This is a genomic window from Pseudomonas sp. JC1203, from assembly GCF_056175065.1.
On the sequence record NZ_JBWCAM010000007.1, the window covers coordinates 151,759 to 173,618 of the forward strand.

The 21,860-nt window shown below is 66.2% G+C and carries 19 protein-coding genes; 16 read left to right on the forward strand and 3 right to left on the reverse strand.

Annotation, left to right across the window (positions count from 1 at the left end):
• Positions 1–105: 105 nt before the first annotated feature.
• The 3 genes from AC0SZ7_RS12785 to AC0SZ7_RS12795 are packed head-to-tail and all read left to right on the forward strand — an operon-like array spanning position 106 to position 2,407.
• Positions 106–918 (forward strand): dioxygenase family protein, encoded by an 813-nt coding sequence (locus AC0SZ7_RS12785; RefSeq protein WP_475504749.1) that lies wholly within the window; start codon positions 106–108, stop codon positions 916–918.
• Between the two features lie 21 nt (positions 919–939).
• Positions 940–1,368, forward strand: coding sequence for a nuclear transport factor 2 family protein (locus tag AC0SZ7_RS12790; RefSeq protein ID WP_475504750.1), 429 nt, complete (start codon positions 940–942; stop codon positions 1,366–1,368).
• Positions 1,343–2,407, forward strand: coding sequence for a maleylacetate reductase (locus tag AC0SZ7_RS12795; RefSeq protein WP_475504751.1), 1,065 nt, complete (start codon positions 1,343–1,345; stop codon positions 2,405–2,407). The genes AC0SZ7_RS12790 and AC0SZ7_RS12795 overlap by 26 nt, the downstream gene beginning before the upstream one ends.
• Here AC0SZ7_RS12795 and AC0SZ7_RS12800 read toward each other — a convergent pair whose 3' ends face one another.
• Positions 2,408–3,439: a LacI family DNA-binding transcriptional regulator gene (locus tag AC0SZ7_RS12800; protein WP_475504752.1), complete on the reverse strand. Its 1,032-nt coding sequence runs from the start codon at positions 3,437–3,439 to the stop codon at positions 2,408–2,410.
• 118 nt (positions 3,440–3,557) lie between these two features.
• Here AC0SZ7_RS12800 and AC0SZ7_RS12805 point away from each other — a divergent pair, with 118 nt between their 5' ends.
• Genes AC0SZ7_RS12805 through AC0SZ7_RS12815 form a run of 3 tightly spaced genes read left to right on the forward strand, consistent with a single transcriptional unit; the run spans position 3,558 to position 6,527 of the window.
• Positions 3,558–4,403, forward strand: a complete 846-nt coding sequence (locus AC0SZ7_RS12805) for an SDR family oxidoreductase (protein WP_475504753.1) — start codon at positions 3,558–3,560, stop codon at positions 4,401–4,403.
• Positions 4,403–5,554 (forward strand): phytanoyl-CoA dioxygenase family protein, encoded by a 1,152-nt coding sequence (locus AC0SZ7_RS12810; RefSeq protein ID WP_475504754.1) that lies wholly within the window; start codon positions 4,403–4,405, stop codon positions 5,552–5,554. Before AC0SZ7_RS12805 ends, AC0SZ7_RS12810 begins: the two co-directional genes overlap by 1 nt.
• A gap of 49 nt (positions 5,555–5,603) precedes the next feature.
• Positions 5,604–6,527, forward strand: coding sequence for a sugar ABC transporter substrate-binding protein (locus AC0SZ7_RS12815; RefSeq protein ID WP_475504755.1), 924 nt, complete (start codon positions 5,604–5,606; stop codon positions 6,525–6,527).
• On the opposite strand, the gene AC0SZ7_RS12820 is transcribed toward AC0SZ7_RS12815, so the two are convergent.
• Positions 6,517–6,957 (reverse strand): N-acetyltransferase family protein, encoded by a 441-nt coding sequence (locus tag AC0SZ7_RS12820; protein ID WP_475504756.1) that lies wholly within the window; start codon positions 6,955–6,957, stop codon positions 6,517–6,519. The two genes, AC0SZ7_RS12815 and AC0SZ7_RS12820, sit on opposite strands and share 11 nt — an antisense overlap.
• 330 nt (positions 6,958–7,287) lie before the next feature.
• Between AC0SZ7_RS12820 and lldD the strand changes: the two genes are divergently transcribed.
• Complete coding sequence (gene lldD, locus AC0SZ7_RS12825; protein ID WP_475504757.1) at positions 7,288–8,433, forward strand: FMN-dependent L-lactate dehydrogenase LldD; 1,146 nt, start codon at positions 7,288–7,290, stop codon at positions 8,431–8,433.
• 182 nt (positions 8,434–8,615) lie between these two features.
• Here lldD and AC0SZ7_RS12830 read toward each other — a convergent pair whose 3' ends face one another.
• Positions 8,616–9,512 (reverse strand): LysR substrate-binding domain-containing protein, encoded by an 897-nt coding sequence (locus tag AC0SZ7_RS12830; protein WP_475504758.1) that lies wholly within the window; start codon positions 9,510–9,512, stop codon positions 8,616–8,618.
• 105 nt (positions 9,513–9,617) lie between these two features.
• Here AC0SZ7_RS12830 and AC0SZ7_RS12835 point away from each other — a divergent pair, with 105 nt between their 5' ends.
• The 9 genes from AC0SZ7_RS12835 (at position 9,618) to AC0SZ7_RS12875 (ending at position 21,717) form a co-directional block, all read left to right on the forward strand.
• Positions 9,618–10,406 carry a HalD/BesD family halogenase gene (locus tag AC0SZ7_RS12835; RefSeq protein ID WP_475504759.1) on the forward strand — a complete coding sequence of 263 codons (789 nt, stop codon included), beginning with the start codon at positions 9,618–9,620 and terminating at the stop codon, positions 10,404–10,406.
• Positions 10,407–10,485: 79 nt separating this feature from the next.
• Entirely contained in the window at positions 10,486–11,343 is an 858-nt protein-coding gene (locus AC0SZ7_RS12840) for a transporter substrate-binding domain-containing protein (RefSeq protein ID WP_475504760.1), read from the forward strand.
• Between the two features lie 96 nt (positions 11,344–11,439).
• Positions 11,440–13,158, forward strand: coding sequence for a ubiquinone-dependent pyruvate dehydrogenase (poxB, locus tag AC0SZ7_RS12845; RefSeq protein WP_475504761.1), 1,719 nt, complete (start codon positions 11,440–11,442; stop codon positions 13,156–13,158).
• Between the two features lie 234 nt (positions 13,159–13,392).
• Entirely contained in the window at positions 13,393–14,667 is a 1,275-nt protein-coding gene (locus AC0SZ7_RS12850) for a sugar MFS transporter (protein ID WP_475504762.1), read from the forward strand.
• Positions 14,668–14,975: 308 nt separating this feature from the next.
• Positions 14,976–15,350, forward strand: a complete 375-nt coding sequence (locus AC0SZ7_RS12855) for a MarR family winged helix-turn-helix transcriptional regulator (protein ID WP_475504763.1) — start codon at positions 14,976–14,978, stop codon at positions 15,348–15,350.
• A gap of 347 nt (positions 15,351–15,697) precedes the next feature.
• Complete coding sequence (locus AC0SZ7_RS12860; protein WP_475504764.1) at positions 15,698–15,922, forward strand: hypothetical protein; 225 nt, start codon at positions 15,698–15,700, stop codon at positions 15,920–15,922.
• Positions 15,923–16,020: 98 nt separating this feature from the next.
• On the forward strand, positions 16,021–18,420 hold the full coding sequence (locus AC0SZ7_RS12865) for a DUF3772 domain-containing protein (protein ID WP_475504765.1): 2,400 nt from the start codon (positions 16,021–16,023) through the stop codon (positions 18,418–18,420).
• A gap of 616 nt (positions 18,421–19,036) precedes the next feature.
• Positions 19,037–20,155 carry an HlyD family secretion protein gene (locus tag AC0SZ7_RS12870; RefSeq protein WP_475504766.1) on the forward strand — a complete coding sequence of 373 codons (1,119 nt, stop codon included), beginning with the start codon at positions 19,037–19,039 and terminating at the stop codon, positions 20,153–20,155.
• Positions 20,152–21,717: a DHA2 family efflux MFS transporter permease subunit gene (locus AC0SZ7_RS12875; protein WP_475504767.1), complete on the forward strand. Its 1,566-nt coding sequence runs from the start codon at positions 20,152–20,154 to the stop codon at positions 21,715–21,717. Before AC0SZ7_RS12870 ends, AC0SZ7_RS12875 begins: the two co-directional genes overlap by 4 nt.
• The last annotated feature ends 143 nt before the right edge of the window (positions 21,718–21,860 follow it).

The window sequence follows — 21,860 nt, forward strand, 5'->3', positions numbered from 1 at the left end:
CACAGGTGAAATAAAGAATTCCGCGAGCGGCCTTTTCTTACATCCTGCGGAACTATAACGTGCGGCGCTACAGGCTGAGAAGCGTGCTGCCCCGCAGGAGTGACGATGCGCGATTTGGACGAAACCACCATTACCCAGGCAGTGCTGGCCTATAACCGCGGCACCGGCGATGCGCGCCTGTGCGAGCTGATGACCAGCCTGGTGCAGCACCTGCACGCCTTCGCCCGGGACATCAAGCTGACCGAAGCCGAATGGCGCCAGGGTATCGAGTTTCTTGGCCAGGTGGGCCAGGTGGCGCCGGCCAGCGAGGAATTCGCGCTGCTGTCCAACGTGCTGGGGCTGTCGACCCTGGTATTGGCGCAGAACGAGCGCAAGCCGGCGGCCTGCACCCAGGCCACCGCCTTCTACGTACCCCCCGGCCCGAATGCCGTGCTGCATGACCTGGGCGCCGACATCAACCCGCACCTGGGCGGCCCCAAGGGCTACGTGCAGGGCGTGGTACGCGACGACAAGGGCGCCGCGGTGCCCTACGCCGAACTGCACCTGCGCGTGGCCGGGGTGGAGGCGCTGCTGCAGGCCGACGACCAGGGCCGCTACCATTTCAGCACCTCGTTGCCCGGCAGCCAGCAAGTGCGCCACGACGGCCCGGTGAACCAGCTGCTGAGCGTGCTCAACCGCCACGCCTGGCGCCCCGCGCACCTGGCGTTTTCGGTGAGCGCCAGCGGCTACCAGCCGCTGACCACCCATGTGTACCGTGAAGGCGACCCGTACCTGGACTCGGACGCGCTGTTTGCCGTGCGCCCGTCGCTGATCACCCAGTGGCAATGCCAGCCGGCAGGCGCCACGCCCGATGGCGGCCACAGCGACGAGGTGTTCTACACCCTGGCGTTCGACTTTGTCCTGGCGAAACACGCCTGAACCCTGCCCCTGGAGGCCCCCTTGCACGACGATCACGCTGCCATTGCCGCGCTGGAACACCAGCGCTACCAGGCCATGCGCCTGGGCGACCTGAACACCTTCGCACGGCTTGCCCACCCGGACCTGGTCTACGTGCATTCCAATGGCGTCAAGGACACCCTGGCCGCCTATCTGGAAAAGTGCCGCCAGGGCCTGTACCTGTACCACCGCATCGACCACCAGGTGCACGAGGTGCGCCGCCTGGGCGACACCGCCCTGGCGTTCGGCGAGATGACGGCCGACATCACCTCCCACGGTGTGGCCAAGACCCTGCACAACCGCACGCTGAGCGTCTGGCTCAACAGCGGCGGGCAATGGGCGCTGGTCGCCTACCAGCCCACCGCCGTCGTCCAGCGCCCCGTCACTTCTCAAGGAGACCTGCCCCATGTCCACGCCCCCATTCGTCTATAACGGCCAGCCATCACGCGTCATCTTCGGCCAGGGTTCGCTGCAACAGCTGGAAGCGGAGATCGACCGCCTGGGCGCCAAACGCGCGCTGGTACTGTGCACCCCCGAACAGCGCGCCCAGGCCGAGCACATTGCGCAATTGCTGGGTGAGCGCGCCGCCGACATTTTCGACAAGGCGGTGATGCACGTGCCCATCGAGACCGCGCGCGAAGCCCGCGAGGTAGCCCGGCGCCTGGGCGCAGACTGCGCCGTGGCCATTGGCGGCGGCTCCACCACCGGCCTGGGCAAGGCCATCGCCATGGATTCCGGCTTGCCGATTCTGGCCATTCCCACCACCTACGCAGGCTCGGAGATGACCCCGGTGTTCGGCCTCACCGAAAACGGCCTGAAACGCACCGGCAAAGACCCGCGCGTGCTGCCGAAAACCGTGATCTACGACCCAGAATTGACCGTCAGCCTGCCGGTGGAAATGTCCATCACCAGCGGCATGAACGCCATCGCCCACGCCGCCGAAGGGCTGTACGCCCAGGACGGCAACCCGGTGATGTCGCTGATGGCCGAGGAAGGCATCCGCGCCCTGGCCGCAGGCCTGAAAAGCATCCACCGCGACCCCGCCGACCTGGCTGCCCGTGGCGACTGCCTGTACGGCGCCTGGCTGTGCGGCACGGTGCTGGGCAACGTCGGCATGGCCCTGCACCACAAGCTGTGCCACACGCTGGGCGGCAGCTTCAACCTGCCCCACGCGCAAACCCACACCATCGTGTTGCCCCACGCCATCGCCTACAACCAGTCGGCGGCGCCGGCGCTGTCACGCATCAGCCGGGCGCTGGGCGTGGACAGCAGCCCTGCGCAGGCACTGTTCGACCTGTCCAGCTCGCTGGGCGCGCCCACCCGCCTCAAGGACCTGGGCCTGACCGAGGCCGACCTTGACCGCGCCGCCGATATCGCCCTCTCCAACCCCTACTGGAACCCGCGCGCCATCGAGGCCACGGCCATTCGGCAACTGCTGCAGGACGCCTACGAAGGCGTGCGCCCGCAGTAATCAATAAGGCAGGTTGAACGGGGTGACGATCTGCACCTGCGAAGGTGCGATCGGCCCTGTTTTCCATACCCGGTGGTACTGCAGAATGTGCAGGAACACGTTGCGTGCATCCACCTGCAGGTTGTGGTCGATGATGGCGGCCATTTTTCGTTCTTCCAGCAACTGGCGGTTCTCCTCGTCCAGGTCGTGGCCGATGAACACCTCCAGCGGCCGCCCGCATTCGGCGAAGGCATCGACGATGGCGCGGTTGCCGCCGCCCACGCTGTACACCGCGCGCAACCCGGGGTGCTGTGCCAGCGCCGCCACTACCCGCTCGCGGGTACGCTCATACACGCCATAACCACCACTGATATCGACCACCGTCACGTCTTCGGCGTGGGCGCGCAACCACATGCGCAGGCCCATCTCACGCTCCTCTTCGCCCCTGAACAACGCGCTGCCGATGACCACCGCCACCTCCTGCGCCCGGGGTGCCAGCCAGCTTGACAGCAGGTAGGCGGCCGTCTGCCCGGCGGTGCGGTTGTCCATGCCCACGTAGCCGATGCGCTCGCTGTGCGGCAGGTCGGTGACCAGGGTCACCACCGGGATGCCGGCGGCGCTCAGCTGCTTCACCGCCTGGTTCACCGCCGGCTCGTCGGCGGCCTTCAACACCACGCCCTGGCTGCCGGTGTGCAGGCAGCGCAGCAGTTGGTCGTGCATGGCCTGCGGCTCGATTTCCTCGAACAGGTGAAAGCGCGGGGCGATGCGGAACGGCGCCAGGCTGCCCAGCTGCTGGGTGATGGCTGCCTGCACGGCGGCGCTGAAGCGCTTGGGCGTGTGCATGATCACGTCGACATGGAAGGTGCGGCCCACGGCCAGGCCGTTCTGCTCCTGGGCCTCCAGTTCGCCAAGGGCCTGCTCGATGCGCCGCTGGGTCTGGTAATGCACGCTGCCGCGCTGGTGCAGCACACGGTCGACGGTGGCCTTGCTGACCCCCGCCTGGGTCGAGATCTGCTTGATGGAAAAGTGCCTGGCGCGTTCGAGAAGGGTCATGGGCGTGAGGTTTTTCTGAGGTCTTTTTGGGGTTGGAAGAGGTCAGCGCAATGCTAGTCTCAGTTTCGCCAGGCGTCGAGCCAGGGCACCACAACAACAAAAAACCAGGAGAAACCCCATGGCAGAAGCTGACCTCAACCGCCCCTTCCACGGCCAGTATTTCGTCGTCACCGGCAGCACCCAGGGCCTGGGCGCGGCCGTGGCGCATACGCTGGCTCAGCGTGGCGCGGCCGGGCTGATCATCTGCGGCCGCCGCCAGGCCGAGGGCCAGGCGCAGGTGCAGGCATTGGCCAGGCTCGATTGCCAGGCGCATTTCGTCCAGGCCGACCTCGAAAGCGTTGAAGACTGCCGGGCCATTATCCAGGCCGCACGCACCCACTTCGGCACCCTGCACGGGTTGGTCAACTGCGCGGGCATGTCCGACCGCGGCACCATCCTCGACACCTCGCCCGAGCTGTTCGACCGGCTGTTCGCGGTGAACGTGCGCGCGCCGTTCTTTCTGATGCAGGAAGCCATCAAGCTGATGATCGGCCAGGGCGTGGCCGGCGCCATCGTCAACATCCAGAGCATTGTCGGCCACGGCGGCCCGGCGTACCTGTGCCCCTATTCCACCTCCAAGGGCGCACTGGCGGTGTTGACCAAGAACGTGGCCTTCAGCGCCCTGCGCAACCGCATCCGCGTCAACGGCCTGAACATCGGCTGGATGGACACGCCCCACGAAGACGAGATCCAGCGCCGCTACCACGGCGCCCAGGACGGCTGGCTGGAACAGGCCGAACAAGGGCTGCCGTTTGGCCGCCTGCTCAAGCCCGAAGAAGTGGCGCGCAGCGTGGCCTACCTGCTGTCCGCCGAGTCGGGAATGATGACCGGCACCGTGCTCGACCTTGAGCAAGGCGTGGTCGGCTGCGGCGACGACACCGCGCCGCGCCCCAGCGGCCCATTGACCTTGCCGGAGGGCGCCTGATGAACAGCCCGGGGTTTTTCGTGCGCAGCGACGCCGTGCAACTGCAGGACTTCAGCCGCCTGTGCGAGCAACAGGCGCTGCCCCAGCACTACCCGCTGTGCGCCGAGGTGCAGGCCAATGTGCCCATCTACCAGGCGCAAACCCTGCGCGACGCCGAACGCGGCGCGGTGCTCCACGAGCTGCACCAGTTGTTCAGCCAGGGCCCGGGGGTGATGGTGGTGCGCCAGGCCTACACCGACCTCGCAGTGGTGGACCGCCACAGCGAGGTGTTCGACGCCATCTTCGCCCAGGAAGCGGCCCAGGGCGTGGCAGCCGACCACTTCGCCAAGGCGGGCAGCAACGGGCGCATCTGGAACGCCTTGCAGAAGGCCGCGCTGCAGTCGCCGGCCTCGTTCGTCGAGTACTACGCCAACCCGCTGCTGGGGCTGATTGCCGAGGCCTGGCTGGGCCCGGACTTTCAGGTCACCGCCCAGGTCAACGTGGTGCACCCCGGCGGCCAGGCGCAGCAGCCGCACCGCGACTACCACCTGGGCTTCCAGGTGCCGGAAGTGGTGGAGCGGTTCCCGCTGCCGCTGCACGTGCTGTCCCAGTACCTGACCCTGCAGGGCGCCATTGCCCATTCGGACATGCCGCTGGAAACCGGGCCGACCCTGCTGCTGCCGTTTTCCCAGCATTACCCGCTGGGCTACCTGGCCTGGCGCCGCCCGGAGTTCATCGAGTACTTCCAGGCGCATGCGGTGCAGCTGCCGCTGAACAAGGGCGACCTGCTGTTCTTCAACCCGGCGCTGTTCCATGCAGCCGGTACCAACCGCACTGCCGACCGCCAGCGCATGGCCAACCTGCTGCAGATTTCCTCGGCGTTCGGCAAGCCCATGGAGGCCCTGGACCGTGAGCGCATGATGCTGGCGCTGTACCCCTGCCTGCTGCAGCAGGTGCGCGACCAGGTGCTGAGCGCCGAGCAGGTGGCGGCCGTGGTGGCCTGCACGGCGGACGGCTATTCGTTCCCCACCAACCTCGACACCGACCCGCCGCTTCGTGGCCTGGCCCCGCAAACCGGGCAACAGCTGATGCTGGCGGCGTTGGCGGAAGGCTGCAGCGTGGCCACCTTCACCGAACGCGTGCAGCAGTTGCGTGACAAACGCCGGGCCTGAACCGGCTGGCCAGATCATTCCAACAATAACCACACAGTGGATCTACCCCATGAAAAAACAAATGCTCGCCGTGCTGTTCAGCGCCCTGCTGTCCCCCCTGGCCATGGCCGATGTGCGCATCGGCATCAGCATCGCCCAGGTCGACGATGTATTCCTGGCGCAGATGCGCGACTACATGGCCGCCCACGGCAAACAGCTGCAGGGCGTGACCCTGCAGTTCGAAGACGCCCAGGGCGACGTGGTGCGCCAACTCAACCAGGTGCTCAGCTTCACCGCCCAGGGCATGGACGCCATCATCGTCAACCCGGTGGACACCGCCGCCACCGCCAAGATCACCGAAGACGCGCAAAAGGCCCACATCCCGCTGGTGTACGTCAACCGTCGCCCGGAAACCCCGCAGCTACCGGCGGGCGTGGGCTACGTGGGCTCGGACGAAGTGAAGGCCGGGGAAATGCAGATGCGCTACCTGGCCGACAAAATGGGCGGCAAGGGCAACCTGGCGATCATGCTCGGGCTGCTGTCCAACGACGCCACCCACAACCGCACCCGCGGGGTGAAAAGCGTGCTCAAGGACTACCCCAACATTCATGTGGTGGAAGAACAGACCGCCGACTGGCAGCGCAGCAAGGCCATGGACCTGATGAACAACTGGATCGTCTCGGGCAAGCAGATCGACGCCGTGGCCGCCAACGCCGACGAGATGGCCATCGGCGCCGCCATGGCCATCCGCCAGGCCGGCCTGCAGCCAGGCAAGGACATCCTGGTGGGCGGCAGCGACGGCGGCCCGGCGGGCCTTGAAGCCATCAAGAAGGACGACCTGAGCGTGACCGTTTACCAGGACAACAAGGGCCAGGCCTACGGTTCCATCGACCTGGCGCTGAAAATGGTGCGCAAGGAACCCTACCAGCCAGAGCTGACCATCCCTTACCAGCTGATTACCAAGGCCAACTACCAGGAGTTCGTCAACCCATGACCGGGCGGCGTTCGTAACGCAGGTAGCCGTGCGCACCGACACCCTGGCAAGCGAACCCGGCCTGTTCGTACAGCAACCTTGCCGGGTTGTCGGCGCGCACACTCAGGCTCATGCGGGCAAACCCCTGCGCTGCCGCGCCTTGCAGGCAGGCGTCCAGCAGCGCCCTGCCAACACCGCTGCGGCGCAGGGCCGGGCTGACATTCAACGTACACAGCTCAGCGCCGTCTTCCTGGGGCATCCACAGCGCATAACCGGCGAACTGTTCGTCGACCGTGGCCACCGTCAGCCGCTCGAAATGCTCGACCCAGCGCGTCAGGTGCCGTTCCAGCTGGGCCCGCCAGGCATCCTCGTGCGCAGGCTCCCAACGCCTGATGTAATCCTGCTCCCCTCGGTAAACGGCGGGAAGGTCGGTAACGCGGGCAGGTCTCAAGGTAAGCGCCATCCTGGTGCCTTTGCATGCATGAAGGTGCCCAAGTCTACCCCAGCCCCGTAGCAGCTGCCGAAGGCTGCGTCCGGCGGCTATCCTGCGTTGCCCCGGACGCGGCCTGCGGCCGCTGCTACGGGGGCGGTGGGTGCGATTGCTGTAGCCGCTGCCGCTAGGCTGCGCTGGTCCTGGCGTGCACTGAAGATTTTCAGGGTGGAGAAGGGCCAGCGCAGCCTTCGGCAGCGGCTACACCGAGCCCACCCAGACAGTTGCTGCTACATTGGTGCGACGTGCCATGGCCTGCGCATTGCGCCCTCAAGGAGAACCCCCACGCCCATGATCATTTCGGCTGCCACCGACTACCGCGCCGCGGCGCAAGCCAAACTGCCGCCTTTCCTGTTCCATTACCTCGACGGCGGCGCGTACGCCGAGCACACCTTGCGGCGCAACGTCGATGACTTGGCCGACATTGCCCTGCGCCAACGGGTGCTGCGCAACATGGCCGAGCTGAGCCTGGAAACCCAGCTGTTCGGCGAGACCCTGAGCCTGCCGGCGGCGCTGGCACCTATCGGCCTGTGCGGCATGTTCGCCCGGCGCGGCGAGGTGCAAGCAGCGAAGGCGGCAGATGCCAAGGGCATTCCGTTCACGCTGTCGACGGTGTCGGTGTGCCCCATCGAGGAAGTGGCGCCGGCCATCAAGCGGCCCATGTGGTTCCAGCTGTACGTGCTCAAGGACCGCGGTTTCATGAAGAACGCCCTGGAGCGTGCCCGGGCTGCGGGCGTCACCACCCTGGTGTTCACCGTCGACATGCCGGTGCCCGGCGCCCGCTACCGCGATGCGCACTCGGGCATGAGCGGCCCCAACGCGCCACTGCGGCGCATGCTGCAGGCGCTCACCCACCCGGCCTGGGCCTGGGACGTGGGCTTGCTGGGCCGGCCCCACGACCTGGGCAATATCTCCACCTACCGCGGCCACCCTACCGGCTTGGCCGACTACATCGGCTGGTTGGGCAGCAACTTCGACCCGTCGATTTCCTGGAAGGACCTGGAGTGGATTCGCGATTACTGGCAGGGCCCGATGGTGATCAAGGGCATCCTCGACCCCCAGGACGCCCGCGACGCGGTGACCTTCGGCGCCGACGGCATCGTGGTGTCGAACCACGGCGGGCGTCAGTTGGACGGCGTGCTGTCCAGCGCCCGGGCGCTGCCGGCCATTGCCGATGCGGTGAAAGGCGAGCTGGCGATACTGGCGGACTCGGGGGTGCGCAACGGGCTGGACATCGTACGGATGATTGCCCTGGGGGCCGATACGGTGCTACTGGGCCGCGCGTTTATCTACGCACTGGCCGTCGCCGGCGGTGCAGGCGTGAGTAACCTGCTGGACCTGATCGAAAAGGAAATGCGCGTGGCGATGGTGCTGACGGGGGCGAAGTCGATCAAGGAAATCACCCGCGAGTCGTTGGCAGCCACCGCCTTCGCGTAGCAGCGGCTGCCTTTGTGGGAGCTGGGGTGCCCCCGAGGTTTTGGGGGCACAACCACACCCTGGGCAGCCCCCAGCCACCCGGCGGGCGGGGGGGGGGGGGTGGCTGTGCTGTCTGTCTTGGCCGCCCCCCCCCCCCCCCCCCCCCCCCCCCCCCCCACGACGGACGCAGCCTTCGGCAGCTGCTACAGGGGGTGTTTCAACAGGGCCAGCATGCGTTCGACGTCGGCGCGCTGCTCTTTGCCGCCGGGTACGAACGCGCAGTACGGATGCCCCAGCTGCAACGACGCCGTGGACAAGGCAATCAGCCGCCCCGCCTCCAGGTCCGGTGCGGCCAGCGCCTGCTGGCCCAGCGCAATGCCCATGCCCAGCCGCGCCAGGGTCACCGACAGGCTGGACAGCCCCGACCGGCGCCCCAACGCCGGGTCGGGCGAATGCTGCACCTGCCGCGCCGCGAACCAGTCACTCCAGGTGGGGTGCGAGGCGTAGTTGGCGCCCCACTGGGTGTGGATGAACAGGCTCTGGTGAATCTGCCCCAGGTCGAACTGCGGGTTGCCGTGGCGGTACCACAGCTCCGGGGTGCACACTGGCACCACCTGGTCATGGAACAAGGGTATCGCCCTGCACGCCGGGTAGTGGTAGTCGCCATAGCTGACGCGGATGTCCACGTCATGGCGCGCCAGGTCGACCGGGTCGTCCTCCACGCGCACGTCCACCGACAGCTGCGGGTACACCTCCAGCAACCGCGCCAGGCGCGGGGCCAACCAACCCTCGGCGAGGGAAAACGGCACGCTGACAATCAAACGCGTGCGCACCTCGCCCTCCAGTGTGCGCAAGGTCATGCTGGCGATTTCGCCCAGGGCCCGGGCGGTCTGCGGGTACACCGCAAGGCCGGCATCGGTCAACGCCAGACGGTTGCCGCTGCGGGTGAACAGCTTCTTGCCGAAGTAATCCTCCAGGTGGCGGATCTGCAGGCTCACGGCTGCCGCCGACACCCCCAGCTCGCTGCCGGCCAGCACGAAGCTGCCCAGCCGGGCAGCCACTTCAAAGGTTCGCAGAGCATTGAGCGGTGGCAGGCGCATGGGGCTTTCCCTCTAGTTTTTCTGAGGGAAGCCTAACAATTTCTGCCGTTGTTGCTAAGTTTTTCTCGGGTTACGGTGGCTCCATCGTCAAACGCGAGGTCCATCATGAGCAACATCATTGATCTTCAGCGCTACCCCCTGCACCAGCCCGGCAGTGACGCCTGGAACGCGCTGGTCAGCGACTCCCGCGCGCAGTTGCAGCAGCACGGCATGTTCAGCCTGGAAGGCTTCATTCGCAGCGACGCGGTGCGCGACGCCGCGCAGCAGATCCAGCCGGTGATGGACCGCGAATCCCACACCCACAGCCGCACCCACAACATCTACTTCAAGCCCGCCATCGAGGGCCTGCCCGCCGACCACCCTGCCCTGCGCCGGGTGGAAACCGTCAGCCATACCCTGTGCGCCGACCAGCTGCGCGACAGCCTGGTCAGCGAAGTGTACGAGTACGCACCACTGGTAGCTTTCCTGGCGGCAGTGATGGGCAAGCCCAGCCTGTACCTGATGGCCGACCCGCTGGCCCGGGTCAACGTGATGAGCTACCGCCACGGCGAAACCCTCAACTGGCATTTCGACCGCTCCGAATTCACCACCACGCTGATGCTGCAATCGCCCGCCGAAGGCGGCGAGTTCCAGTACCGCACCGACCTGCGCAGCGCCGACGACCCCAACTACGCCGGCGTCGCCGAGCTGCTGGAAGGCCGCGACCCGCAGGTGCAGACCCTGGCCCTGCAGGCCGGCACCCTCAACGTGTTCCGCGGCAAGCACACCGCGCACCGCGTGACCCCGGTGCGCGGCGACCGCGAGCGCATGGTGGCGGTGTTTTCCTATTACGAAACCCCCGGCGTGCTGTTCAGCCCCGAAGAGCAACTGGGCTTCTACGGGCGCACCGCCTGAGCCCCCCTGCAGCACCACAATAACAACAGCGTCAGCACCTTTTGCCCCTGCCGAACCACTCGAAATTCTGGGGAAACACATGAACGCGATTATCCGCAACACCCGTACCCTCATGACCTGCTGCGTGCTCGGCAGCGCCTTGCTAACCACCGCCATGGCCAACGCCAAGGAATGGACCCAGGTACGCGTCGCCACCGAGGGCGCCTACGAGCCCTGGAACACCACCCTGCCCAGTGGCGAAATCGCCGGCTTCGAACCCGAGCTGCTGAGCAACCTCTGCGCCCGCGTGCAGCTGGACTGCAAGCTGCAGGCCCAGGACTGGGACGGCATGATCGCCGGCCTCAACACCGGCAAGTTCGACATGCTGATGGACGCCATCGTCATCACCCCGGAACGCCAGGCCATTGTCGACTTCTCCCGCCCCTACGCCGCCACCCAGGGCGTGTTCGTCAGCGCTACGCCGGCGCTGATCGCCAGCGCCCCCAGCGACACGGTGGTGAAGCTGGACGGTGATGCCGCCCACGACCGGCCGACCATCGAGGCGCTGAAAGCGCTGGTGAAAGGCAAGACCATCGGCATCCAGTCGGGCACCGCCTACACCGACTTCATCGAGAAGAACTTCGCCGACGTCGCCACCGTGCGCGTCTACAAGAAGTCGGGCGAACACATGATGGACCTCAACGCCGGGCGCATCGACCTGGCCTTCGACGACGTGACCTTCTTCGCCTCGGCGCTGCAGAACCCCGACAACCAGGCCGTGCACATGGTTGGCCCGAAAATCGGTGGCGCCATCTGGGGCCCCGGTGAGGCACTGGCCTTCCGCAAGAGCGACGGCGACCTCAAGGCGCGGCTGGATGCGGCGCTGACCGAGGCCCTGGCCGACGGCACGGTGCAGAAACTCTCGCAGAAATGGTTCAAGGCCGACGTCGCACCCTGAACCCGGTTCATGGCAATTTCTTAATAATTGCCCCGGAACGCCCGCGGCGCTGCGCACTCAGACTCAGGAACCTACTTGAATCCAGGAGTGCGCAGCATGCCCACCGCAGCCGATTACATGGTCAACACCCTCAAGCAAGCCGGCGTCCAACGCGTCTACGGCGTGGTGGGCGATTCGCTCAACGGCTTCACCGACGCCTTGCGGCGCCTGGGCGGGCTGGACTGGGTGCACATGCGCAACGAGGAAGCCGGCGCGTTCGCCGCCGGCGCCGAGGCGCACCTGACCGGTGAACTGGCGGTGTGCGCAGGCAGCTGCGGCCCGGGCAACCTGCACCTGATCAACGGCCTGTTCGACTGCCACCGCAGCGGCGTGCCGGTGCTGGCCATTGCCGCGCATATCCCCAGCAGCGAAATCGGCATCGACTACTTCCAGGCCACCCACCCCGAAAGCCTGTTCAAGGATTGCAGCCATTACGTGGAGCTGGTGTCGCGCCCCGAGCAACTCCCGCAAATCATGGAACGCGCCATGCGCGTGGCCGTCAGCCGCCGTGGCGTGGCGGTGGTGGTGATACCCGGTGACGTGGCCCTGGCCGCGCTCAACGCGCCGGTGAGCCCGTGGCTGGCACCCCAGCCTGCGGTGGTGGTGCCGCAGGCAGCGGAAATCGACCAACTGGTCCAATTGCTGCAATCGGGCCAGCGCATCACCCTGCTGTGCGGCGCCGGGTGCGCCGGTGCCCACGCCGAAGTGGTGGCCCTGGCGCGGCAGTTGAAGGCGCCCATCGTTCATGCCCTGCGCGGCAAGGAGCACCTGGAATACGACAACCCCTATGACGTGGGCATGACCGGGCTGGTCGGCTTCGCCTCGGGCTTCAAGGCCATGAAGGCCTGCGACACCTTGCTGATACTGGGCAGCAACTTCCCCTACCGGCAATTCTTCCCCGAACACGCACGCATCGCCCAGATCGACCTGCAGCCCGAAGCACTGGGCAACCGCTGCCCGCTGGCCCTGGGCATGCTCGGCGACATCAAGCAGACCCTGCGGCAACTGCTGCCGCGCCTGCCCGAACGCACCGACAGCACTCACCTGGACCAGGCCCTGGCCGACTACGCCAAGGCGCGCAAGGACCTCGACAGCCTGGCCGAAAGCGGCCCCGGCAGCAGCACCATCCACCCGCAGTACCTCAGCCGCCTGGTCAGCGAAATGGCCACCGACGACGCCATCTTCACCTGCGACGTGGGCACCCCCACCGCCTGGGCCGCGCGGTACCTGAAAATGAACGGCAAGCGCCGCCTGGTCGGCTCGTTCAACCACGGTTCAATGGCCAACGCCATGCTGCAGGCCATCGGCGCCCAGGCCACCTACCCCAGGCGGCAGGTGGTATCGATGTCCGGCGACGGCGGCTTCAGCATGATGATGGGTGACTTCCTTACCCTCAGCCAGGCCAACCTGCCGGTGAAGGTGATAGTGCTGAACAACGGCACCCTGGGCTTCGTCGAAATGGAGATGAAGGCCAGCGGCCTGCCGGACGTGGGCTGCGCGCTGAAGAACCCGAACTTTGCTGCCTTTGCCGAAAGCATGGGCATCAAGGGCATCCGCGTGGAACGCCCCCAGGACCTGGAAGCCGCCCTGGCCTGCGCCTTCGCCCATGACGGGCCGGTGCTGGTGGATGTAGTCAGCGAGCGCCAGGAGCTGATCATCCCGCCCGAAATCACCGCCGCCAACGTCAAGGGTTTCGGCCTGTTCATGCTGCGCGCGGTGCTGGATGGGCGGGCAAAAGAGTTGGTGAACCTGGCGAAAACCAACTGGTTGCGCTGAAGAAATACGTCGTTAAATCGGGCCAGCGCAGCCTTCGGCAGCGGCTACAAGGCTGCACTGGCCGCCCCTCTTTGCACGCAAGTGCCTGTTTTCATGACCATTCGGTTGAATTTCGACACCACAATAGTATTATCCGCGGCCCCAACACTGGCTGATTCACCATGACCTTCCTCTGCACCGTCGCTCCGGCGTACTTCCATTCCTCCAAGCATAAATAAGACCGAGAGCCTTTTCATGACCGGCACTGCCACTGCCAAACCAGAGCTGAACTCCCTTGCCTCCGGCAACGTCCAGCGCCTGAGTTTTTTCGTTTTCTCGCTGTTTTTCATTTTCGGCAGCATCACCAGTCTCAATGACGTGCTGATCCCGAAACTCAAAAGCCTGTTCAGCCTGACCTACGCCCAGGCCATGCTGGTGCAGTCGTCGTTCTTCCTGGCCTACGTGATTGCCTCGATTCCGGCCGGCCTGCTGCTGGCGCGGGTGGGTTACATGCGCGCCGCGGTCATCGGCCTGCTGACCATGGCCGCCGGTTGCCTGATGTTCATTCCTGCTGCCCTGGTGGGTGTGTTCGGCGCCTTCCTGGGCGCGCTGTTCGTGCTGGCCATCGGCGTGACCATCGTGCAGGTGGTGGCCAACCCGCTGATCAACCTGCTGGGCCCTACCGACACCGCCAGCAGCCGCGTCACCTTCGCCCACGCCTTCAACTCGCTGGGCACCACCGTGGCCCCCTACCTGGGCGCCATCCTGATCCTCGGCACGCTGAACGCCGTCGACCCGGCCAGCCTGTCGCCACAGGCGCTGATCGCCTTCCTGGCCGAAGAGGCCCAGGTCATCAGCCACACCTACCTGGGCATCGCCTTGGCGCTGGTGGCCGTGGCGTTGATCGTCTGGCAGCAGCGCAAGCAATTGCCACCCACCATCAACCCGGAAGCCAGCAACCCGCTGGCGGCCCTGAGCCTGCTCAAGCGCCCGCGCTTCGCCCTGGGCGCGGCCAGCCTGTTCTTCTATGTGGGTGCGGAAGTGGCCATCGGCAGCCTGCTGACCAACTTCCTGATGCAGGACAACACGTTCGGCTTCGACGCAGAGCTTGCCGGCAAGCACGTGGCCTACTACTGGGGTGGCGCGATGGTCGGCCGCTTCATTGGTGCCGCGCTGCTGCGCCGGTTCGCCCCGGGCAAGGTGCTGGCGTGCGCCGCCGCTTGCTCCATCAGCCTGATCCTGCTGGCGGCCAACAGCCACGGCGCCGTGGCCGGCTGGTCGATCCTGGCCGTGGGCCTATTCAACTCGGTGATGTTCCCGACCCTGTTCGCCCTCGCCTGCGCCGGCCTGGGTGCACGTTCCGCCGAAGGTTCGGGGCTGATCTGCTGCGCCATCGTCGGCGGCGCCATCGTGCCGCCGCTGACCGGCCTGGTGGCCGACTTCAGCACCCTGTCGTTCTCCCTGGCGGTGCCTGCGGTGTGCTACGCCGCCATCGCCGGCTACGGCTGGTACACCCGCAAACCTGTCTGATGTAACCTCCACGCCGCTGCTACCCCCGTAGCAGCGGCCGCCGGCCGCGTCTTCAGCGGCGCGCTGAACCTGACACACCGCGTGGAGCGGACGCAGCCTGCGGCAGCTGCTACGCAATCCTTACAGCGGCCGCCTGCCGCGTCCTGGCCTCCCCGACCCTGATCGTTGCGCCCCACGTAACTGTGCTTTGAGCGATCCCCCGTTAATTTCCAGTGCCGGTCGTCGTACCCTGCCGCGGCAAGCTTTTCCTGCCCCGAACCACTGGCGTTTCCCGCATGACTTTAGCGTACCTGGATTCCTACCGGCTCATGACTCAAGCGCGTGGCACGCTTGAACGCGAGCTGAGGCAACGTCTGGCCCCGTTGGGGCTGACAATCTCGCAGTTCAACCTGCTCGACCAGCTGGTGAAACACAAGACCAGCGTGTCGATGCACCTGAGCCAGCAGCTGGGCATTTCGCTGTCTGGCGTGACCACCCTCGTCGACCAGCTGGAGCGCAAGCGCTGGCTTGAGCGGGTGCACCACCAGCCCGACCGGCGCCGGATAAAACTCAGCCCCACGCCCGCCGGCAGCGAGGTCCACGCTCGCGCATCGGCCGTGCTGGCGCAACTGCCCGGCGAGGCTGAGCGCGCTGTGCCAGGGGCTTATTTCGAAGCGTTGAATGCGCTGCTGCGGGCGTTCTGAACAGGGCCCGAGCATCAGGGCTGGGCGGGCCATCAATCTAGCCCCCGTTGGCCGTAACCTGGCGGTAGCGGCTACAGACGCCCGTTTTGCTGACGTAGGACCCCGCGTAGGACGCTTCTGATTCTACGCCGCCAGCTTGTGAGGGCGTGATTACCACCGTAGGCTTTCCCCATCACCCGCCCCCCACCTTCAGAGCCAGGGCTGCGCCGGGAAGAGGATGAATCAACATGAATGGAAGCTTCGATTGCAAACCGCACTTCAACGCACCAGAAGCCACTGCGCTCAAGCGCAGTGATTCCAACCGGGGCAAAGGCCGCCACGGTTCCAACCCTGCGGGAGCAAATGGCATGGAAAAGCGCATCGAAAGACTGGAGCACACCTTGCCCGAGATTCGCGACAAGCTTACCCGCGTGGAGGGCAAGACTGACTCGATCGAAAAACACGGTGCCACGAAGGCCGACCTTGCGGGCATGGAATCAACGCTGATCAAATGGCTGGTGGCCACGGCCTTCACCCTGACCGCGCTGGCCAGCGCCATGACCTTCGGCATCGCGCGAATGCTCAACGCCTGAACCTGGGCCAGGCCCGCCCGGCGGGGTTCACCGGGCGCCCCGCAATTTTCTGTTACTCTTCTGCGGTTTACACGCTCACCGCACAAAGAGAACCGAGAATGCAGCAAGCCAAGCTGAACCGTTGGTACGCCGGGGTGCTTACCCTGCTACTGCTTTGTACCACCTTGCCAGCCTTCGCGCAGTCCAGTGCTGCCCAGCCCCAGAACGCCGCCGCGCTGCCGACGTTGGCTGACGGCGCCACCCTTGATGCCCTCAACGATCAGCTCGACCTGATTCGCCAACGGGTGTCGGGCAGCAACAACGACGACCAGCTGTCCACGCTGCGCCAGGCGGCGCTGCAGGTGCAGAAGCAGGCCGACGACCTCAACACCCAGCGTTCCGTCAGCATCGAGCACCTGGACGACCAGCTCAAGGTCATCGGCCCGCTGGTGGCAGATGAGGCGCCCACCCTCACCGCCCAGCGCCAGGCCCTGACCGGCAAGCGCAACGCGCTGGTGGACGACGAAAAGCAGCTGACCGCCCTGAGCCAATCGGCGCGTGACCTGGCCACGCAGATCGTCAACCTGCGCCGCGGCCTGTTCAACTCGCAGATCAGCGCCCGCTCGGCCAGCCCGCTCAGCCCGACCTTCTGGTCTAATCTGATTCGCCCCACCGACGACGACGTACGTCGCCTGGGCAGCCTCGCCCAGGACATCGGCAGCGGCAGTGAAGCCGTGCTGGCAGCCGGTGCGCGCTGGTTCTTCCTCGGCGCGCTGGTTGTTGCCGTACTGATCTGGACCAGTGGCCGCCGCCTGCTGGAGCGCCTGCTGGCCTGGGCCATGACCCGCTTCCTGCCCGAGGGCCGCCTGCGCCGCAGCGCCCTGGCGCTGACCGTGGGCCTGACCACCGTGCTGACCATCGGCGTTTCGGCGTCGGTGCTGCGTTGGGGCATCACCAGCAAAGCCGACCTCAGCGCCAACGTGGTCAACCTGCTGGACCAGATGATGACCCTGGCGATTTTCTGCGCCTTCATCGTCGGCCTGGGCCGCGCCATGCTGATGCTGCGCCGGCCTTCCTGGCGCCTGCCGAACATCGCCGATGAAATTGCCTCGGCACTGGGCCCGTTCCCGAAAATGCTGGCCCTGGCGCTGATGCTGATCGGCACCCAGGAACGCGTCAACAGCGTCATCGCCAGCAGCCTGGCGCTGACCGTGGCGGTCAACGGCCTGACCGCCCTGGTGGTCTCGCTGATCGCCTTCTGGGCGCTGGTGCGCTACCACCGCACCCACCACCGCTTCGACCTGGAGCGGCCTACCGGCTTCCCGGCGTTGATCCCGCTGCTGATTGGCGCCTGGGTCGGCGTGATCCTGCTGGCGTTGGTCACCGGCTACCTGACCCTGGCCTACTTCCTTACCGTGAAGATGCTGTGGATCAGCGTGGTGGCCACCAGCGCCTACCTGCTGATCGCGTTCTTCGGCGACCTGTGCGAAACCCTGCTGTCGCCCAAGGAACCCGGCGGCCTGGCCCTGGCCTCGGCGCTGGGCCTGTCGCAGCGCCACCAGGCCCAGGTCAGCACCCTGCTGGCGGGCGTGGGCCGCACCCTGCTGCTGTTCACCGGCATGCTGCTGGCGTTCATGCCATCGGGGTCGAGCCCGGCGGAAATCCTCGACAGCTTCACCCTGCTGGACCTGGGCGACAAGCCCCTGGGCGGCCTGAAAGTCCTGCCCGGCGACATTCTGCTGGCCCTGGGCCTGCTGGTCGGTGGCCTGCTGGGCATCCGTATCCTCAAGGCCTGGCTGACCGAACGCCTGCTGCCGGAAACCACCATGGACGCCGGCATGCGCGCCTCGCTGGTGACGCTGGTGGGCTACATCGGCTACGTGCTGCTGGCGATCATGGTGATGTCTACCCTGAGCATCAGCCTCACCAACCTCACCTGGGTGGTCAGTGCGCTGTCGGTAGGTATCGGTTTCGGCCTGCAGGCGATTGTGCAGAACTTCATCTCCGGCCTGATCCTGCTGACCGAGCGCCCGGTGAAGGTAGGCGACTGGGTGAGCCTGGCGGGCGTTGAAGGCGACATTCGCCGCATCAACGTGCGCGCCACGGAGATCCAGATGTCCGACCGTTCCACGGTGATCGTGCCGAACTCGCAGTTCATCACCCAGAACGTGCGCAACGTGACCATGGGCAACGCCCTTGGCGTGGTCGGCATTACCCTGACCCTGCCGTTGGACACCGATGTGCTGAAAATCCGCGAGCTGCTGCTCAACGCGTTGAATGCCCATGAGTCGATTCTGGATGCGCCGGCGCCGTCGGTGTCGTTCAAGGACCTGACCACCAGTGGGTTGATCATCAGCGCCAGCGGGTATGTGAACAGCCCTCGTTCGGTGTCGGGGGCGCGGAGTGATCTGCTGTTTACCATTCTGGGTCAACTGCGTGAGATGGGCGTGGCGCTGTCTTCGCCGCAAAGCATGCTGCTGATCAATGACGAATCGGGCAAAGCCCCCGTGCCCCTGTAACAGCGGCACCTAGAAGCGTTGCATACGACGCGCTTGTGATCTGCTTGTGATCTGGCTTGTGATCTTGATCTGGCTTTTGATCTTGATTGTATGCCCCGTAAAGCGCCCGGGCCGACTGGAGGCGTCGATCAACGGGCTGCCCGCAGGGCCGAGGCCGCAGGCCGAAGAGACGGTAACCCGCAGGCTTCTATAGCGGGTGCCGTCTGCCCGTTGAGCGGCGCCGGAAGGAGGGGACCCGTAGCGCAGCGGAGGGCCCAAGCAGGGGCAAGCGTTTTTTGCTTACTTTTTTTGGCGTCTGAAAAAAAGTGAGTCGGCGTAAGGCCGAAACGGTCGGTGGTATCCCCGCGAAAATGGATATGTCCGAAATCGCCGAAGCGCGCTACGCCGTGGACCGCTTGGCACGCCTCCAGTCGGCCCTGGCGCTTTATGGGGCACACAATCAAGATCAACGGCCTCACGGGATCAAGATCAAACGCAGTTCGCGGCGTTTCCTGGGCGCGGCTGCGCTGCGCCGCACCGACCATCGGACCTCCCCCCACCCTTCCCATATTAGATTCACTGTGTAATATTATGACCATAATATAAACACCCTCCGAACAACACGAGGCCGCCCGCCATGGACGCTCACGTCACCCCCGCACCCGAAACCACCACCGCCACCCCTGGCGCCAGCCGCAGGAAAGCCCTGCGCCTGGGTGCGCTGGCCCTCGCCGTGCTCGGCGCCCTGGCCTACGGCGGCCATTGGTGGCTGGACGGCCGCTTCATCGAAGACACCGACGATGCCTACGTGGGCGCCGACGTCACCGTGATCAGCGCCAAGGTGCCTGGCTATATCACCGACGTGACAGTGCAGGACAACCAGTTCGTCAAGGCCGGCGACCTGCTGGCGCGCATCGATGTGCGCGACTACCGCGCCGCCCTGGCCAAGGCCGACGGCGCCGTGGCGGCGCAGCAAGCGACGCTGGTCAACCTCGACGCCACCGAGCAGCTGCAGCAAGCGGTGATCAACCAGGCCCGCGCGCAGATTGACGCAGCGGACGCCGAAGCCCAGCGCGCCGGCGATGACCACGTGCGCTACCAGACCCTGGTACGCAGCCAGGCGGTGTCAGTGGAAAGCGCCCAGCGCGTGAACGCCACCTGGAAGACCGCGCGGGCCGACCATGCCCGCGCCGAAGCCGGGCTGCAGGCCGCGCAGCGCCAGCTGGGCGTGATCGACAGCCAGCGCGGCCAGGCCCGCGCCGCGTTGCAGCAGGCACAGGCCGAACGCGACCAGGCGCAATTGAACATCGGCTACACCGAGCTGCGCGCGCCGGTGGACGGCTACGTCGGCAACCGCCGTGCGCGGGTGGGCGCCTTCGCCGCGGCCGGCACCCAGCTGATTTCCGTGGTGCCGGCCAAGGGGCTGTGGGTCGACGCCAATTTCAAGGAGGACCAGCTGGCGCGCATGCAGGTGGGCCAGGGCGTGAGTATCCGCGCCGATATCCTTCCCGGCCGCGAATTCCACGGCCACATCGACAGCCTGGCGCCGGCCACCGGTGCGCAGTTCAGCGTGCTGCCACCCGAGAACGCCACCGGCAACTTCACCAAGATTGTCCAGCGCGTGCCGGTGCGGGTGCGGCTGGACAGCAGCGACGCCGAGTTCGGCGCACTGCGCCCGGGGCTGTCGGTGACCGCACGGGTCGATACCCAGCAACCCGCTGCCGGCGATGACGTGGCCGTGGCCAGCCGGCCATGAACAGCCCGCTGCCCACCCTGAGCACAGGCCAAAAGGTCGCCGCCTTCGCCACCATGTGCGTCGGCATGTTCATTGCGCTGATCGATATCCAGATCGTTTCCGCCTCGCTCAAGGACATCGGCGGCGGCCTGTCCGCCGGCGCCGACGACACCGCGTGGGTGCAGACCGCCTACCTGATCGCCGAAATCATCGTCATCCCCATGTCCGGCTGGCTCTCGCGGGTGATGAGCACGCGCTGGCTGTTCGCCGCCTCCGCCGCCGGTTTCACCCTCACCAGTTTGCTGTGCGCACTGGCCTGGAACATCCAGAGCATGATCGCCTTCCGCGCCCTGCAGGGCTTTCTGGGTGGTTCGATGATCCCGCTGGTGTTCACCACCGCGTTCATGTATTTCACCGGCAAGCAACGCGTTATCGCCGCCTCCACCATTGGCGCCATCGCCTCCCTGGCGCCTACCCTGGGCCCGGCGGTGGGCGGCTGGATCACCGACATCTCATCCTGGCACTGGCTGTTCTACATCAACCTGCTGCCCGGGCTGTTCGTGACCTTCGCCGTGCCGATGCTGGTCAAGGTCGACCGCCCCAACCCCAGCCTGCTCAAGGGCGCCGACTACATCGGCATGGCGTTGATGGCGGTATTCCTCGGCTGCCTGGAATACACCCTGGAGGAAGGCCCGCGCTGGAACTGGTTCAGCGACAGCACCATCGCCACCACCGCCTGGATCGCTGCGGTCAGCGGCGCGCTGTTCATCTGGCGCTGCCTGGAAATACGCGAGCCTATCGTCGACCTGCGCGCCCTGGGCGAGCGCAACTTCGCCCTGGGCTGCCTGTTCTCCTTCATCACCGGCATCGGCATTTTCGCCACCATCTACCTCACCCCGCTGTTCCTGGGCCGGGTGCGCGGCTACGGTTCGCTGGACATTGGCCTGGCGGTGTTCTCCACCGGCATCTTCCAACTGTTGGCGATTCCGGTGTACGCGCTGCTGGCCAACCGCATCGACCTGCGCTGGATACTGATGCTGGGGCTGGCGTTGTTCGCCCTGTCCATGTGGGACTTTTCGCCCATCACCCACGACTGGGGCGCAAAAGAACTGCTGCTGCCCCAGGCTATACGTGGTTTTGCCCAGCAGATGGCGGTGCCGCCGGTGGTCACCCTGACCCTCGGCTCGCTAGCCCCCGACCGCCTGAAGCTGGCCTCGGGCCTGTTCAACCTGATGCGCAACCTGGGCGGCGCCCTCGGCATCGCCGCGTGCGCCACGGTGCTCAACGACCGCAGCAACCTGCATTTCCTGCGCCTGGCCGAACACCTCAATACCCGCAACGAGAGCATGAACACCTGGCTCGAACAGCTGACGCTGAACGCCCAACTGCTGGGCCAGAACAGCCTCGACGCCAGCCAGACCGCGCTCCGCCAGCTGTGGGCGCTGACCTGGCGCGAGGCGCAGACCCTGACCTACGCCGACGCGTTCCTGATGATCATGACCTGCTTCATCGTCGCCACGGCACTGGTGCCACTGATGCACAAGGTGCAGCCGCCGCCGCAGCCGTCGGCAGATGCCCATTGAACGCGAGGGTGCCGGGACGCAGCCTTCGGCAGCTGCTACGGGTTTTGTGTGCAGCTCGCTTCCCTGTAGCAGCGGCCGCAGGCCGCGTCCCGGCAACGCGGATCCGCAGGCTCGCCGCCGGACGCAGCCTTCGGCTGCTATTT